The organism is Clostridium subterminale (assembly GCF_039521425.1).
Lineage (GTDB): Bacteria > Bacillota > Clostridia > Clostridiales > Clostridiaceae > Clostridium_J > Clostridium_J subterminale.
This window is the reverse complement of sequence record NZ_BAAACI010000007.1, coordinates 122,807-138,555: the sequence shown is the minus strand read 5'-3', so window position 1 is coordinate 138,555 and position 15,749 is coordinate 122,807. Positions and strand designations below refer to the sequence as shown.

Here is a 15,749-nt window from a genome sequence, read left to right as displayed (position 1 = left end):
AAAATTAAAGTTAAGATTATAGAAATTTAAAGTACAAAGGATGGGATTAAAAATGATAAAAGCACTTAAAGGAAATGCACCAATTATAGATGAAACATGTTTTATAGCAGAAAATGCAACGGTAATAGGAGATGTGACTATAGGAGAAAATACTAATGTATGGTATAGCGCAGTAATTAGAAGTGATATGGATACCACGACTATAGGAAAAAATACTAATATTCAAGAGAATTCTACTGTACATAACGATTTTGGAATATCAACTACTATAGGAGATAATGTAACTATAGGTCATAACTGTATAATTCATGGATGTAATGTAGGAAATAATGTGTTAGTAGGAATGGGATCAATAATATTAAATGGAGCTGAAATTGGGGATAATACAATTATAGGAGCAGGAAGCCTTGTAACCCAAAATAAAAATATTCCAAGTGGAGTATTATGTATAGGAAGCCCAGCTAAGGTGGTAAGGGAGTTAACAGAAGAAGAAATTAAATCTATAAAATCTTCAGCTGAGCATTATGTAGATATGGGAAGAGAGCATAAAAAAATTCAAGAGTAAAAGAGTACCTCTGAAATAATAAAATTATGCTAGGAGAGATATATTTGATAAAGTTAGATGTAATGAAAAAAATGACTACAGAAGAAAAATATAAATACATGTTAATCCTCTTAGAAGGCCAGCTAAGTTCAGAGAAAGACATATATGCAAATATTTCTAATGCTTCTGCTATTATATATGCTATTTTTGATAAATTAAACTGGAGTGGATTTTACTTTGTAAGAAATGAAGAGCTTGTTCTAGGACCATTTCAAGGTCTACCAGCTTGCAATAGAATAGCTATAGGAAAAGGTGTATGTGGAACAGCGGTAGCAACTAAGGAAATTCAAAGAATAGATAATGTTCATGATTTTCCGGGACATATTGCATGTGATTCTGCATCAAACTCTGAAATAGTAATTCCAATAATAAAAAATGATGTAGTTTATGGAGTACTTGATATAGATAGTTATGAATTTAACACATTTACGGAATTAGAAGAGAAATATTTAATAAAATTTGTAGATAAGCTTAATAAATATGTTGATTGGAGTCAATTATAAATATAAGCAAAGCTTTTAAAGGAGATAGGAGAAAATAAATGATAGAATTAGGAAAGATTAATACCCTTAAAGTATCAAGAAGTTGTGAATTTGGATATTATTTAGATGCAGAGGGAAAAACAACTTCTGAAGACATACTAATACCAAGTGGTAATATAATAGGAGAAATAGCAGTAGATGATGAGGTAGATGTATTTCTATACAGAGATTCTAAGGATAGACCAATAGCTACTATGAAGCCAGTAGAAGCACAGGTAGGAGATTTAGCTTATTTAAAAGTAGTAGATAAAACTGGAATAGGATACTTTGTTAGCATAGGTATAGAAAGAGATGTATTAGTTCCATTTAGAGAAGCACCCTTTGAATTAGAAGTAGATAAAAAATATTTATTTTATCTATATGTAGATAAAACCAATAGAATAGCTGCAACAACTAGGGTAGACAGATACTTACATGATACAACTCACTATAATGTTGGAGAAGAAGTAGAAGGTGTGGTGTATGGAAAGCACTCTAATGGAAATTTAGTTGTAGCTATAGACAATACATTCAGAGGAATAATATTAAAAAGTGAATGTTATGATGATATTTCCATTGGTGATAAAATAAAGGCTAGAGTAAAGAAATACTTTGATGATGGTAAAATACAAATCACCACAAGAAAACCTCGTCTTGAAGAGATGGGAGACCTAGAGGAGGTTATTCTTAGCTACTTAAAGAAAAACCAAGGTTCAATGAAATTCAATGATAAGACTAGTCCAGATGATATAAAGAAATATTTTAAGGCTAGCAAGAATGCATTTAAAAGATCTTTAGGTGCACTGATGAAAAAAGGACTTATAGAGCAAGATGAAAATGGTACTAGGTTAAAGCAAAAAATATAATTAAAGTTAAAAGCTATCTCAGAATAATTTTGAGATAGCTTTTTTAAGCGATATAAATGCTTATTGAATAACAATAAATATTTATTGACGTGAAAAGTTTCTTGTGATAAGCTTTGGTTAGAGGTGATAAATTTGAAAAATATGTTATTTAGAAAGATACTTTATATTGTATCAGTTTTATCGGTAGTTATAACTATAATAGCTGGAGCTACATTGCCCAATATAGTAAATTGGTACCTTAGTAATATATCTAATGCTGGATTAGATATAGGGGGAGGAGTTAAAATATTCTTATATATAACTTATATACCCTTTTTATTAATACTTATATCAGTAATGAAATTAAGTGGAAAGCTATTAAAAGGAAGTCCCTTTTGTAAAGATAGTATAAAGGCGCTAAAGGTGATAAGTATATGTGCATTTATAGCCTTTGTTACTTATTTAGCAGGAACAATATTCATATATAAGAATTTAATTTGTATAGTTATAACTTTTGCTACCATGATGGTATTTATCATTTCTTCAGTAGTAAGAGAACTTATAAATAATGGAATAGAACTTCAAGAAGAAAATGATCTTACTATATAAGGAAGGTGGATTAATTGATAATTGTTAACGTAGATGTAATGATGGCAAAGAGAAAGATGAGTGCTACTGAACTTTCAGAAAAAGTTGGAATAACCATGGCTAACTTATCTATTTTAAAGAATAATAAGGCAAAGGCCGTAAGATTTACTACATTAGAAGCTATATGTAAGGCTTTGGATTGCCAACCCGGTGATATATTGGAGTATAGAGAGGATGAGGAGTAGTACTTTTCATTTTAGATGGTAACAAATTAAGTATATACGAATCTTATAAGTGAATTAAGACTAAATATAAAAGGATTGGAGTTTCCAATCCTTTTTATTATATTAACTTATAAATTATTTACTCTAAAAATAGTGTCTAATTTATTATATCCAATATTATCAGGTAAAAGGTTAGAGAGTTTTGAATATGTCTCCATAGTTATGCTTGGATCAATATCCTTTAAATTTTCTAGCATTTCAGAATAAAGATTTTTAAGCTCATCAATATCATTTAGTTCCATATATATTTGTTCTAAAAGATTATAGCCTAATAGCGAATATTCATTATCAGAATATTCTTCAGCTAACTTTAATCCATATTTTATTTTAGGAATAGCGTCTATATAAGAACCTTCTTCAATGTAGAATTTAGCCATATCCATTAAGGTATTAGCAAGATTAGTTTTATCATATGATGTTCTAAAGTGTATAGCTTTATTAAAATACTTTAGAGCTACGTCACTATTGTTTTCATTTGAATAGGCTAATGCTAAATTATTATATAAATGTCCTTGGTAGATTCCTAATTTATCTTCAAAGGTATAAAGAAGTTCTTCGTATAGATTTATAGCTTGTAAAGTAGAATTTTTTCTGAGATAACAGTTAGCTTTTAAAATTGTTCCTTGAATATATAGAGTTAAATTTTTATTAATATCAATATCATCTAATAATTTATCTATATAAAGAATACAATTATCAAAATCATTTAACTTTTTATAGGTTAACGCTATATTATAAGTGCAATTATAATAATTATCTTTATCCTTATTTTCTAAGGTAAAAGAATGGCACATACATAGATATGCTAAGGCTTCTTCATAGCAAAGGGTTTTAATTTTACACTTAGCTAATTTATTATATATAAATATCATGTCATCATCTTTGGTAGGAATAGCATTATATAAGTCTAGGGTTTTAGAATAGTATATAAAAGCTTCGTTAAATAGATTTTTATCATATAAGAAATTTCCCTTTTTAACATATGCAGTAGTAAGTACATCTAGTAGGTTGTTAAATTCTCCAATATGAATTACATCATCAAGCTCATCAGAAGTTAAGTTTAACTTAAGTTTATCAGTACAATAAGTTCTAGCTTTAGTTTCTTCACTTAATATCAAATTATTCATCCCCTTATTCAAGTAAAAGAAAAATCTTTTTACTTATATTTAAGCAAAATTAATTACATTTATATATAATAGTCTATAGTAACTTAACAATTAGTGCAACAGGTGGAGATTATAAATGAAAGAAAAATGTATATAATATAATATGATGTATATCATAAAAATATAAGTGAAAATTTATCATTAAATAAAAAATAGTAATAAAATTAATTATATATAAAATCATGGTAACCCTGAAACAGGATTTAGTTATCATTATGGCATTTTACGAGCACGAAAGGATTATAACTTTATAATTATACTATGTAATTTTAAGAAAATATGCATTTTTTATATTAAAAAAGTGATTCAATTTTTGAATCACTTCTATTTTAAAAGTTTTGAATATTTTCAGCTTCACATAAAATTTCTTTAGATTTATCATATTTTCCCATTTCTATATATAGTAGAGATAGCTTTATATAGATACCTAAAACTTTAATTAAATCTGCATCTTTAAAAATTTCTATTAATATAAGATATATCCCTTCAAGTTTATTTTTATCATTTAATTTCATATAAATATCTTCCAATATACAATAGCCTCTTATTAAAAACTCTGCATCAGAATATTTTTCAGATAAAGCTATACCTTCATATAATAGTTCTATAGCTTTATCATATAAATTTTCTTTTACATATACGGAAGACATATCTATAATACTACGATTTACACGTTCAATATCATGTGTTTTTCTAAAGTTTATTGCTCTAGAAAAATAGTCAATAGATTTATCTATTTCATTTAATTCACAATAAATCAATCCTATGTTATTGTAAATCATTCCTAAATAAATCCCAATATTTTCACTAAAGTTATCTAAAATATCAAAATATATAGTTAAAGCATGTTTGTAATCTTTTTTGTTAAGATAACAATTACATTTCAAGATAATAGTAATTATATACATATCAAAATTGTTGTTAACATTACATAAATTCAGCAACTCATCTATATATATAAGAGCATTATCATATTCATCTAATTTTTTATATGAAAGAGCTATATTATATAAACAATTTCTAAGATTAGTATCGTCATTAAACTCTTTGCAATAAGAATAGGATTTAAATAAATATGAAAGGGCTTCTTCATAAGATAGAGTCATAATCTTACATTTAGAAAGCTTGATATATGTAAGAGATTTATTACTATTGTCTTTATTATCATTATAAATTTCTAGTATTTTATAGTAATATATAAAGGCAGTGTTAAAAGAATTTTCATCATATAGTAAATTTCCCTTTAATAAGTAAGATTTTAAAAGTATATCTTCTAATTTGTATTTTTCACCAATTTTTACAACCTCATCTAAATCTCTATGACCTAAGGTTGAATCTAATTTCATATTACAATAGTTTCGTGCTTCTTCTTTTTCAGGAAGAAGCAGATAATTTACATCTAAATTTATATTAGTTTCAAGTTCATCAGCCTTATTTTGCATAAACTTAAGAAAATTTGCTAAGGTTTCTCCGGTAAGATTTCTTTTATCACTTTCAACCATACTAATATAATTTCTAGAGACACCGATTTCTTCTAGTTCTACTTGTTTGATATTCAGTTGTTGTCTAAGAGCTTTTAATCTTTTTCCAGGACTTAAGAAATCCAAATCCGTCGCCTCCTTAGTTTAATAAATGCATTTAATTATAGTTTATAGGTAATTATATGTAAACGCAATGCATAATTAGTTCCAATATATGTATTATATTATTTTATTTTACTTATTATACCTTTAGTGATTTTTAGCTATATCCATAATAAAGCTTTATTATGGATATAGCTAAACTTTAGTAGTGTAAAAAATTAATTAGTCAATAATTATAAATTATGAATTTGTGTGGATACAGGAACTTGTCCTATTGGACCAGGGTCACTTTCAGAGTAAAGTGATATTCCGATACAAGTAGTTAAAGCTAGTGCACATAAAAATACTATACTTTTAGTAAGTTTAGTTTTCATAAAATCCACTCCTTTTAATATTTATATTAAGTTTTATAATTATGAACAAAATAAAATTGTGGGTTATTTTAATACACAGTGTGTCTTAAGTAAGTATTCGTTACATTGATTATAATTACTTAGAGATAATTTATATCCTTACTTAAGTTAATTACTTGTACATATGAAAATTATCATCACAGTAATTAATTATATTTTATAACATAATATGTATAATTACAAGGATAAAACATAAAAAGTAACAATAAATTTACGTCATAAATCATTTATAATTGTATAAATTTGTATATAAATGTGAAGGTTAATTGAACTATATTATAATTTAAATTTAATTGTAAATTAATGTAAAAATAACTCATAAAAGAAATGAATACAATCTTTTATGAGTTATTTAAATTTTTTATTACAATTTGTCTTTTTATTTATCTTTGATAAATAATTTAATTATCTCATTTAAAACTAAAGGTATTAAACTTAGAATTATAACAAGTCCCCAATCTGCTAAAGTTAATGGTATAACATTGAACATTTTAGCAATAGGTGGTATATATATAACAGCCATTTGTAATCCGATACCAACAAGCATTGCATAAATTAAATACATATTTGAGAACAGACCAATTTTAAATATAGATTTATCTGAACTTCTCATATTTAAAGAATGAATCAGTTGAGTTCCACTAAGAACTACAAAGGCTATAGTTTGAGCATGCATCAAAGCTTCAGGATTGTTAGCTATGTTAACAAGAGTAACTCCGGCATCTCCGTATTTATTAACTCCATAAATGAAACCTATAAGAGTTAATATACCAATTAATACACCATTAAATAAAAGGGTAAATAGAGAACCTTTAAATAAGCTATCCTTAGGATTTCTTGGTTTATACTTCATAATATCCTTATCACCAGGGTCTACACCAAGGGCAAGAGCTGGGAAGGAGTCTGTTATAAGGTTAACCCATAATATATGAGTTGCATTAAGTGGTGCAGCCCATCCAAAGAGAATACCAAAGAATAGAGTAACAATCTCACCAGCATTACAAGAAATTAAGAATATTACAGATTTTTTTATGTTATTAAAGATATTTCTACCTTCTTCAATAGCTGCTACAATAGTAGAGAAGTTATCATCTGTTAATACCATATCAGAGGCACCTTTAGCAACGTCAGTACCTGTAATACCCATAGCTACACCAATATCAGCAGCCTTTAAGGATGGAGCATCATTAACTCCGTCACCAGTCATAGATACAATATTACCTTTAGATTTAAAGGCTTTAACTATTCTAACCTTATGCTCAGGAGATACTCTAGCAAAAACTCTTAGATTTTCACATCTACTTGCAAGTTCCTCATCAGTTAAGTTATCTATGTCAGCACCACTAGCTACTTGGTTTATATCCTCTGCAATAGATAATTCCTTAGCGATAGCAAAGGCTGTATTTTTATGGTCACCAGTAATCATTATAGTTTTTATACCAGAAGTTTTACAAATTTCTATAGAGTCTTTAACTTCTAGTCTAGGAGGGTCTATCATACCAATAAGACCAATGAATGTTAAGTCTTTTTCCAACTCATCAACTTCTACATGGGTAGAGTTAACAGTTTTAAAAGCAGCACCTAGAACTCTTAAAGCATCGTCTGACATAGCTGTAGCAACTTTTAAGAAACCATTTTTAATTTCTTCAGTCATAGGTACAACTTCACCATTAATATAAGCAGAAGTACATATATTAATAAGATTATCAGTAGCACCCTTAGTCATTACATTAAATTTATCTTCATAAGAGTTTACTGTAGTCATTAGTTTTCTGTCAGAATCAAAAGGTATTTCATCAACTCTTTTATGAGTTTTATCTAACTCTTCTTTAAAAACATTAAACATATTTCCCATATCTAAAAGTGCTATTTCTGTTGGATCTCCAGTTTTTGATGTAGCCGTAGAAGTAGCATCATTACAAAGGACTATGTTTTCAAGTAAAAGTTTTTCACCATCATTATTTATGTTGAATTCCTTAACTTCTTTTAGTTTATTATCTGCAAAGTATTTAACTACTGTCATTTTATTTTGCGTTAATGTACCAGTTTTATCAGAGCAGATAATATTTACAGAGCCTAGAGTTTCTACAGAAGGTAACTTTCTAATAATAGCATTTTGCTTTATCATTCTTTGAACACCTAAAGCAAGAACTATAGTTACGATAGCTGCAAGACCTTCAGGAATAGCTGCAACAGCAAGGCTGATAGAAATCATGAACATTTCAGTAACCGCTCTACCCTGGAATAAACCTACTGCAAACATAACAGCACATATACCAATTGCAGCAATACCTAATACTTTTCCAAGTTGTTCCAGTTTCTTTTGAAGAGGTGTAAGCTCATTTTCGCCTTCATCAAGCATTTTAGCTATTTTACCAATTTCAGTTTTCATACCTGTAGCTACAGCGATACCTGTAGCTCTACCATAGGTAGCTAAGGTAGACATAAATACCATGTTCTTTTTATCACCAAGAGATACTTTTTCATCTTCAAGGATAAGATTTGCATCCTTGTCTACAGGAACAGATTCACCAGTAAGAGCAGATTCTTCTACCTTAAGGTTAGCACTTTCTATAAGACGGATATCACAAGGAATAAATCTACCTGCATCAATAATAATTACATCTCCAGGTACTACTTCCTCAGAAGGAATTTCTACTAACTCTCCATTACGCTTTACTATAGCCTTTGGTGTTGATAATTCCTTTAATGCATCAAGGGCCTTCTCGGCTTTAGACTCTTGAATCATTCCAACTGTTGCATTAACCAGAATAACAATACCGATAATAATTGCATCACTAATTTCTTTTCCTACAACTACAGATAGTATAGCTGCAACTATAAGGATATAAATTAGGATATCATTTAGTTGTGCAAAAAATAGTTGGACTTTAGTTTTCTTCTTTTTAGATGCCAGTTTATTAGATCCATACTTGGACCTAATTTCCTCAACTTGAGATGAAGTAAGACCAGTATCTGGATTGGTGTTAAACTTACCTATAACATCATCAATAGAGTCATTAAAATACATAAAATCACCTCATAATTAATAGTGTTAAGTTATACTCTAAATTTATGATTTAGCAGTAAAACTTACTTAGACTTAATAAAAGTAAAAACATTCTTTTATTAATATTTGCAAAAACTTAATTACATATGTAGGTAATGTATGTAAAAAGAAAAGACTCATATATAGCAACATTTACTATATATGAGTCTCATTATTTAATGCAAAGCCAGACTTAAAGCCAAGATGTTGACATTGCCATAGGATAATCCTACTAATTACTCCCTCATATGTAATTATAATTTATATATAATTATAAGGGATGAAGCAATAAATTACAAGATATGTTTTATTAAAATTTAGCAAACAAAAGAGGTATCATTCCATAAAATAATATACCTAAAAATGCTGCAATAACAATGATTAATATAGGATGAATTTTAGTTTTATAAAGTAGAAAACCAATAATTGTAGCTATTATTAAACTATTTAAATCTCTGTAGGATTCAAAACTAAGAGTTATAAACACAGAAATTATAAGTCCAATAAGAGCTGGTCTCATTCCTTTTAAAGCATTAGCTAATATCTTTGAATTTTTAAATTTATTAAAAAAGTAATTAGCAAAGGATATAAGAATAAAGGAGGTGGTAACAACACCTAAGGTAGCTAAAATACTGCCTAAAAATCCGCCAGTTTTATAGCCTACAAAGGTTGCAGCGTTTATAGCTATAGGACCAGGAGTCATTTGAGATATACCTATGATATCCATGAAATCAGTTTGAGATAACCAGGCATTCTTGTCCACGATCTCCTTTTGAATTAAAGGAAGCATAGCATATCCACCACCAAAGCCAAAGGTTCCAATTTTGAGAAAGGCTAAATATAGCTTTAGTAATATCATCTAATTTTCCTCCTTTGAATTTGTATCATTATCAATGTTATTATTTCTATTAATATATATTCCATAGATAGCGGCAGCAAGTATTAAATATACTGGATTTACATTCATAAATACACTAAGAATTACAGTGATTATTACAATAATTATATTAACAGCTGTTTTATCTAAAACTTTTGCCAGGCTGTTTACTCCTACTAGAACTAGAAGGGGAACAGCAGCATTGATGCCTTTAAAGATAAGTTCAATGACATAAAGATTTCTAAATTTACTAAAAGCCATAGCTATAATTACTATAATAATAAAAGAGGGAAGGGCTACACCTAAAAGTCCTAGAATAGCTCCTAGAACTCCACTAATTTTGTATCCAATGAAAGTACAGCTATTTATTGCTAAGGCTCCAGGAAAGCTTTGTGATATAGCTATTATATCTATAAATTCATCTTTGTCTATCCAATTGTTTTTATCTACAACTTCTCTTTCAATAAGTGGAATCATGGCATAACCACCACCAAAGGTAAAGGCACCTATCTTTAAGAAGGTTATAAACATATTAATTAAAGTTTTCATAATTGCCTCCTAAATTAATTTAATAAGTAAATAGTAAGAAAATATAGCTAAAATCCTTAACCTTATTTATAATATAATTAAAGGACAAGGGGGTGTTCACATGGAGATATCAAAAGTTGGAAGAAATACTCCAATACAAAGAGAAAGTAAAGTTGTAAATAACAAACAGGACTTCTCTAAAGATTTTAACTTTGCTAGAGAGCAAAAGTCAGAAGAAGATCTTAAGAAAATGCTTAAAAATATAAAATCTAAAGGCAGCAGACTTGTAATTTCAAAGTGCTATGCTGATGTTAGAGCTTATAAAAAAGAAATAAAAGAATATCTAGAGTCGGTACTTTCATTTATGTATTCTGTAAAAAAAGATATAAGCTTTTGGCAAACTCAATATTTTGTTACAGTGGAGACTATAGATAATAAACTAGAAGAACTAACACAGATGCTACTTAGTGAAGAAAGAGAAAATTTAGATATAGCTAGCACCATAGATGAAATATCAGGTCTTATTGTAGACATTTATAGATAATAATTTAGAAATTAATATTAAAATTTCTAATTATCATTATTAAGTTGTATTATAATTGAGTATGTTACATATTAAGTTAAGAACCACTGGTAATAAAAAAATCATTACCAGTGGTATTTTATTTTATATTTTTAAAACTAAAGAAATCCGTTATAGCTAGCATCTGATGGCATTCTTAAGTCTCCTCTAGGTGAAAGGCTTATAGAACCAACCTTAGGTCCATCAGGTAGAGCTGAACGCTTAAATTGTTGAGTGAAGAATCTGGTTATAAACTTGTTAAGCCATTTATTAATTACTTCATCATCATAAATACCGCTAAAAGCAACCTTAGCTAAGAATTCTATACGTTCCTTAGAAGCACCATGCTTCATGAAATGATATAGGAAGAAGTCATGAAGTTCATAAGGCCCTACAATATCTTCAGTCTTTTGAGCAATGTTTCCATCTTTGTCCTTAGGAAGTAGCTCTGGACTTACAGGAGTATCTAAAATATCAATAAGAATTTTGCTTATCTCAGGAGTGCTTTCATGGTCAGCTACATAATCTACTAAGTATCTTACAAGGGTCTTTGGAATAGAACAGTTTACAGAGTACATAGACATATGATCTCCATTATAAGTACACCATCCAAGAGCCAGCTCTGATAAATCGCCTGTTCCAATTAGTAGTCCGCCTTCTTTATTAGCAAGATCCATAAGAATCTGAGTTCTTTCTCTTGCTTGAACATTTTCATAGGTTACATCATGCTGTTCTACAGGATGACCAATATCTTTAAAATGTTGTAGGGAAGCAGGTACAATATTTATTTCTCTTAAATCGGTACCTAGGTACTTGCAAAGATCTAGTGCATTATTATAGGTTCTATCCGTAGTACCAAAACCAGGCATAGTAATTGTTACAATATTTTCTCTAGGCATTTTTAACATATCAAAGGTTTTTACTACTACTAGAAGAGCTAGAGTAGAATCAAGACCACCAGAAATGCCTATAACGGCCTTCTTTAAGCCAGTATGCTCAAATCTCTTAGCTAGAGATGAAGTTTGGATATTAAATATCTCCTTAGAACGTTTATCTCTTTCAAGAGGATTACTAGGTACAAAAGGATGTTTATCTATATATTTATCAAAATTATCAATTGCTATATTATTAAATTGAAAGTTTATAGTTTCCATGCCAAAAGGAATTAACACCTTATTATCTCTAAAGCTTATATTTTTTAATCTTTCAGCCTTTAATTTATCTACATCTATAATAGCTGTAATAATTTCATTTTCACGGCTAAATCTTTCATTTTCAGCTAAGACTCCACCATTTTCACTGATTAAAAGATGACCACTAAATAATACATCTGTGGTAGATTCAAAGACCCCACTAGAAGAATAGATATATGAACCCATACATCTGGCACTTTGATTTTTAATTAAGTCTCTTCTATAATCAGCTTTACTAACTAACTCATTAGATGAAGATAGATTACATATTATATTACATCCAGCTAAAGATAAGAAGCTACTCGGTGGAATAGTAACCCAAAGGTCTTCACAAATTTCTACTCCAATACTTATATCACCACTTCTAAAGATTAGGTTAGTACCAAAGGGGATATTATCTTGGAAAGCCAGTTTAACCATTCTAGAAGTTATATTAAGACCACTGCTAAACCAACGCTTTTCATAAAACTCAGAAGCATTAGGTAAGTAACTCTTTGGAACAATACCTAAAACTTTACCATTAAAGATAAGATAAGCTGCGTTATAAAGTACATCATCATATTCAAAGGGAGCACCTACAGTAAATAAGATATCTCTTCCTTCAGAGAATACACAAAGATTTTCAATAGCTATTTCAGCCTTTTTAAGTAATTTTTGTTGAAAGAATAAATCTGCACAACTATAGGACGTTATAGAAAGCTCAGGGAAAACTAAAATCTTAACTTGATCTTCTATAGCTTTCTCAACACACTTTTTTATTTCATCTAAGTTAAAGTCAACATCTGCTACTTTGGTAATAGGACAAGCAGAACCAACTTTTATAAAGTTCATTAAACATCGCACCTTTCACATTAAATATATTTCTTATATACGAGTTCTTTTTTTAGTTTTTGTTTTTTTAGGTTTATTACTCTTAATATTTTTTTTATTATGTACTTGTTCTTTCTCCACTATGTTAGTTTTGGGGATTCCATCATGCTTTTTTATACCTTGACTTTTTAGTTTAAGAGCAGGTTTTTTAGCAACAGAATATCCAAATTTTCCAATAGGTCTAGGATTTAATCTAAAGTATTCACCATGTGAGTAGGAAAGTAGGTCTCCCTTATCAAAATGAATCTTTCCTTTTTCATCTATAAGGCTATTTTCTACATGGCAGTTAACTATTTCGGCTAAAAATAAATCATGGGTACCTAGAGGAGTTATAGATTTTACTACACACTCAAAGGCAACAGGGCATTGATTAATAATCCCACAGGAAATATCCTTAGCTTCACTGAGAGTTAAGTTCATATCCTTAAACTTGTCATTGGTTCTTCCACTTTTAACTCCACAGTAATCCACAACTTTAACTAGACTACTAGAAGCTAGATTTACTACAAAGGAGCCACTTTCTTTTATATATTCATAGGATAATCTTTCAGGACGAATAGCAACTGTAATCATAGGAGGTTTAGTACAAGCTGTACCTATCCAACCTACAGTAAATACATTATCCTTTCCCTCAGAATTTCTACTAGTTATCATTACTGCTGGAACGGGATTTAGCATAATACTACCCTTAAAAGTAGTTTTAGCCATAATATCACATCACTTTCTAATTTTAACATAAACCCAATATAAATAAACTGAATTATTTTTGTCTCATATGTATTATATAGCAAGTTGGGTATATTTATCAAAAATAATAAACATTTATCCTATAGATGTTTATTATAGTACAATAATTAAAATTTATCTTAAAGGAACAGGAGCAGTAATAATTTTATTAAATTAATAATATACAAAAATAACTCTATTGACGTATTAAAAAAATTGTTATACAATTAATTTGAACATAGTTCAAATGAGGAGTAGATATAATGAATAAGTTCTCAGAAAACCCAAGAGAGGTTATACTTGAAGGAGCAAAAGAAATTGCTTTAGAGCAAGGAATTTCAGCAATAAATATAAGGGCTGTAGCCAGTAGATGTAAAATTTCTGTAGGAACAGTTTATAATTCATTTTCCACAAAAAGTGAATTAGTGGTGGCAGTGGTTGAAGATTTTTGGAGAGAAGCATTTAATGATTTTCATAAGTGTTTAAAAGGAGAAAAAAATATTTTTGAAAAGATAGAGCTATTATATAATAATCTTTTTGTTTACCTAGGTAAATTTCAAGAAAATTGGATTGAGCAGTTAGCTTTATTAAGTAGTAGCGAAAAATCTCTAGGAAGAAAAAGAGAACATGAGTTTTTTGAAAAGGTCTGTAAAAGTATAGTTATTCTTTTGGATTCACAAGACATTATTAGTGATAAAACTTGGACTGATAATTTAACTAAGGAGAAGATGGCTAAATTTATTTTTAGTAACATGTTAGCTATGCTTAAAGCTAGAGAAGAGGATATAACTTTTTTTATGGATGCTTTAAAGAGAATTATTTATTTAAAATAAAGTTAAACAATCATGCTGTACTAACGTATGGCATTTTATATACTTTCAAAATGAACAATGTTCAAATAAAATATGAGGTGATATATTATGCAAGGAATTATGGAAACACTTTTTGATATTCTTTATCTTTCTACAGTTATAATAATGGGAATTATTATGATTAAAAAAAGTGGACAAAATAAGCAATACAGATTATTTGGAATTATGGCAGTGATTTTAGGATGTGGAGATGCATTCCATCTAGTACCAAGGGCATATGGATTACTTACCACTGGTTTAGAAGCTAATGCTGCGGCTTTAGGCATAGGAAAACTAATTACATCTATTACAATGACTATATTTTACGTGGTGCTATATCACATATGGAGAATTCGTTATGATGTTAAAGCTGAAAAAAGATTAACTAATATTATCTATGGATTAGCTATTGTTAGAATTATACTATGTGCATTCCCACAAAATCAATGGTTATCATATAATGCTCCAGTTTCCTGGGGAATATATCGTAACATTCCTTTTGCTTTAATGGGACTTATAATCATATGGATTTTCTATAAGAAAATTAAAGAAACTAATGATAAGGGATTTAGATTTATGCCTCTTGCTATAATTCTATCTTTTGGATTTTACATTCCGGTGGTACTATGGGCCAATACTTTACCGATTATAGGAATTCTAATGATACCTAAAACTTTAGCCTATGTATGGGTTGTATTTATGGGATATAAAGATATGAAAAATCTCTCAAACCCGCATGGTATAAACAACTAGTTAACTATTTAAATATTTATATAGTTCTCTAGATAAATATTTAAATAGGATCATAGGAAAAATTTTAAATAGTTATATAGAAAAAATTTAAAAAATTATTATATTTGTATAGTAAAGATTTTATAAATTATAAATTCCTAAACTGTTTGAAATAAATTATCCCTTTGAAGACCTACTTAAAAATAAGATTTTTAAGTAGGTCTTTATTATAGAGTTATGTAGTATAATTTGTAAAAATAGTATAAAATATAGTTATTACAATAAGTATAAATTATTTAGTAAAGTAATTATAATTCAGAATATATTATTTTAAATTTGTATTTGAAATATGCATAG

At 28.4% G+C, this 15,749-nt stretch carries 16 protein-coding genes; 8 read left to right on the top strand and 8 right to left on the bottom strand.

Annotation, left to right across the window (positions count from 1 at the left end; genetic code table 11):
• Positions 1–52 precede the first annotated feature (52 nt).
• The 5 genes from ABDZ93_RS14340 to ABDZ93_RS14320 all read left to right on the top strand — a co-directional run bounded on the left by ABDZ93_RS14340 (position 53) and on the right by ABDZ93_RS14320 (position 2,803).
• Positions 53–565 carry a gamma carbonic anhydrase family protein gene (locus ABDZ93_RS14340; RefSeq protein ID WP_343827127.1) on the top strand — a complete coding sequence of 171 codons (513 nt, stop codon included), beginning with the start codon at positions 53–55 and terminating at the stop codon, positions 563–565.
• A 44-nt stretch (positions 566–609) separates the two neighbouring features.
• The gene (locus ABDZ93_RS14335) at positions 610–1,107 is read left to right on the top strand and encodes a GAF domain-containing protein (RefSeq protein WP_343827126.1); all 498 of its coding nucleotides are present in this window, start codon (positions 610–612) and stop codon (positions 1,105–1,107) included.
• A 38-nt stretch (positions 1,108–1,145) separates the two neighbouring features.
• Positions 1,146–1,991: a CvfB family protein gene (locus ABDZ93_RS14330; protein WP_343827125.1), complete on the top strand. Its 846-nt coding sequence runs from the start codon at positions 1,146–1,148 to the stop codon at positions 1,989–1,991.
• Positions 1,992–2,132: 141 nt separating this feature from the next.
• A complete protein-coding gene (locus ABDZ93_RS14325) occupies positions 2,133–2,579 on the top strand; it encodes a DUF2975 domain-containing protein (RefSeq protein WP_343827582.1) in 447 nt (148 codons plus the stop codon).
• 38 nt (positions 2,580–2,617) lie between these two features.
• Positions 2,618–2,803 carry a helix-turn-helix domain-containing protein gene (locus tag ABDZ93_RS14320; RefSeq protein WP_343827581.1) on the top strand — a complete coding sequence of 62 codons (186 nt, stop codon included), beginning with the start codon at positions 2,618–2,620 and terminating at the stop codon, positions 2,801–2,803.
• Between the two features lie 107 nt (positions 2,804–2,910).
• Here the strand turns inward: ABDZ93_RS14320 and ABDZ93_RS14315 are convergent, their stop codons facing one another.
• The 6 genes from ABDZ93_RS14315 to ABDZ93_RS14290 all read right to left on the bottom strand — a co-directional run bounded on the left by ABDZ93_RS14315 (position 2,911) and on the right by ABDZ93_RS14290 (position 10,479).
• Positions 2,911–3,960: a tetratricopeptide repeat protein gene (locus tag ABDZ93_RS14315; RefSeq protein WP_343827124.1), complete on the bottom strand. Its 1,050-nt coding sequence runs from the start codon at positions 3,958–3,960 to the stop codon at positions 2,911–2,913.
• A 377-nt stretch (positions 3,961–4,337) separates the two neighbouring features.
• Positions 4,338–5,615: a helix-turn-helix domain-containing protein gene (locus tag ABDZ93_RS14310; RefSeq protein WP_343827123.1), complete on the bottom strand. Its 1,278-nt coding sequence runs from the start codon at positions 5,613–5,615 to the stop codon at positions 4,338–4,340.
• 209 nt (positions 5,616–5,824) lie between these two features.
• The gene (locus ABDZ93_RS14305) at positions 5,825–5,965 is read right to left on the bottom strand and encodes a hypothetical protein (RefSeq protein ID WP_343827122.1); all 141 of its coding nucleotides are present in this window, start codon (positions 5,963–5,965) and stop codon (positions 5,825–5,827) included.
• 418 nt (positions 5,966–6,383) lie between these two features.
• On the bottom strand, positions 6,384–9,035 hold the full coding sequence (locus tag ABDZ93_RS14300; protein WP_343827121.1) for a cation-translocating P-type ATPase: 2,652 nt from the start codon (positions 9,033–9,035) through the stop codon (positions 6,384–6,386).
• A gap of 328 nt (positions 9,036–9,363) precedes the next feature.
• A complete protein-coding gene (locus ABDZ93_RS14295; protein ID WP_343827120.1) occupies positions 9,364–9,912 on the bottom strand; it encodes a chromate transporter in 549 nt (182 codons plus the stop codon).
• Positions 9,913–10,479, bottom strand: coding sequence for a chromate transporter (locus ABDZ93_RS14290; protein ID WP_343827119.1), 567 nt, complete (start codon positions 10,477–10,479; stop codon positions 9,913–9,915).
• Positions 10,480–10,579: 100 nt separating this feature from the next.
• Here ABDZ93_RS14290 and ABDZ93_RS14285 point away from each other — a divergent pair, with 100 nt between their 5' ends.
• Positions 10,580–11,002, top strand: a complete 423-nt coding sequence (locus ABDZ93_RS14285) for a YaaR family protein (protein ID WP_343827118.1) — start codon at positions 10,580–10,582, stop codon at positions 11,000–11,002.
• A gap of 137 nt (positions 11,003–11,139) precedes the next feature.
• Here the strand turns inward: ABDZ93_RS14285 and ABDZ93_RS14280 are convergent, their stop codons facing one another.
• Together ABDZ93_RS14280 and ABDZ93_RS14275 are read right to left on the bottom strand one after the other, a co-directional pair.
• On the bottom strand, positions 11,140–13,044 hold the full coding sequence (locus ABDZ93_RS14280) for an NAD(+) synthase (RefSeq protein ID WP_343827117.1): 1,905 nt from the start codon (positions 13,042–13,044) through the stop codon (positions 11,140–11,142).
• 33 nt (positions 13,045–13,077) lie between these two features.
• Positions 13,078–13,791 (bottom strand): flavin reductase family protein, encoded by a 714-nt coding sequence (locus ABDZ93_RS14275; RefSeq protein WP_343827116.1) that lies wholly within the window; start codon positions 13,789–13,791, stop codon positions 13,078–13,080.
• A 281-nt stretch (positions 13,792–14,072) separates the two neighbouring features.
• On the opposite strand from ABDZ93_RS14275, the gene ABDZ93_RS14270 reads away from it, so the two are divergent.
• Both ABDZ93_RS14270 and ABDZ93_RS14265 read left to right on the top strand, forming a co-directional pair.
• Positions 14,073–14,642 (top strand): TetR/AcrR family transcriptional regulator, encoded by a 570-nt coding sequence (locus ABDZ93_RS14270; protein ID WP_343827115.1) that lies wholly within the window; start codon positions 14,073–14,075, stop codon positions 14,640–14,642.
• 87 nt (positions 14,643–14,729) lie between these two features.
• Positions 14,730–15,413 carry a hypothetical protein gene (locus ABDZ93_RS14265; RefSeq protein ID WP_343827114.1) on the top strand — a complete coding sequence of 228 codons (684 nt, stop codon included), beginning with the start codon at positions 14,730–14,732 and terminating at the stop codon, positions 15,411–15,413.
• The last annotated feature ends 336 nt before the right edge of the window (positions 15,414–15,749 follow it).

What these genes read in the sequence shown, in the direction of transcription:
- ABDZ93_RS14305 (WP_343827122.1), bottom strand. Translation starts at nt 5,965, where the DNA reads ATGAAAACTAAACTTACTAAAAGTATAGTATTTTTATGTGCACTAGCT.
- ABDZ93_RS14330 (WP_343827125.1), top strand. Translation starts at nt 1,146, where the DNA reads ATGATAGAATTAGGAAAGATTAATACCCTTAAAGTATCAAGAAGTTGT.
- ABDZ93_RS14290 (WP_343827119.1), bottom strand. Translation starts at nt 10,479, where the DNA reads ATGAAAACTTTAATTAATATGTTTATAACCTTCTTAAAGATAGGTGCC.
- ABDZ93_RS14340 (WP_343827127.1), top strand. Translation starts at nt 53, where the DNA reads ATGATAAAAGCACTTAAAGGAAATGCACCAATTATAGATGAAACATGT.
- ABDZ93_RS14300 (WP_343827121.1), bottom strand. Translation starts at nt 9,035, where the DNA reads ATGTATTTTAATGACTCTATTGATGATGTTATAGGTAAGTTTAACACC.
- ABDZ93_RS14280 (WP_343827117.1), bottom strand. Translation starts at nt 13,044, where the DNA reads ATGAACTTTATAAAAGTTGGTTCTGCTTGTCCTATTACCAAAGTAGCA.
- ABDZ93_RS14325 (WP_343827582.1), top strand. Translation starts at nt 2,133, where the DNA reads ATGTTATTTAGAAAGATACTTTATATTGTATCAGTTTTATCGGTAGTT.
- ABDZ93_RS14265 (WP_343827114.1), top strand. Translation starts at nt 14,730, where the DNA reads ATGCAAGGAATTATGGAAACACTTTTTGATATTCTTTATCTTTCTACA.
- ABDZ93_RS14295 (WP_343827120.1), bottom strand. Translation starts at nt 9,912, where the DNA reads ATGATATTACTAAAGCTATATTTAGCCTTTCTCAAAATTGGAACCTTT.
- ABDZ93_RS14270 (WP_343827115.1), top strand. Translation starts at nt 14,073, where the DNA reads ATGAATAAGTTCTCAGAAAACCCAAGAGAGGTTATACTTGAAGGAGCA.
- ABDZ93_RS14320 (WP_343827581.1), top strand. Translation starts at nt 2,618, where the DNA reads ATGATGGCAAAGAGAAAGATGAGTGCTACTGAACTTTCAGAAAAAGTT.
- ABDZ93_RS14275 (WP_343827116.1), bottom strand. Translation starts at nt 13,791, where the DNA reads ATGGCTAAAACTACTTTTAAGGGTAGTATTATGCTAAATCCCGTTCCA.
- ABDZ93_RS14285 (WP_343827118.1), top strand. Translation starts at nt 10,580, where the DNA reads ATGGAGATATCAAAAGTTGGAAGAAATACTCCAATACAAAGAGAAAGT.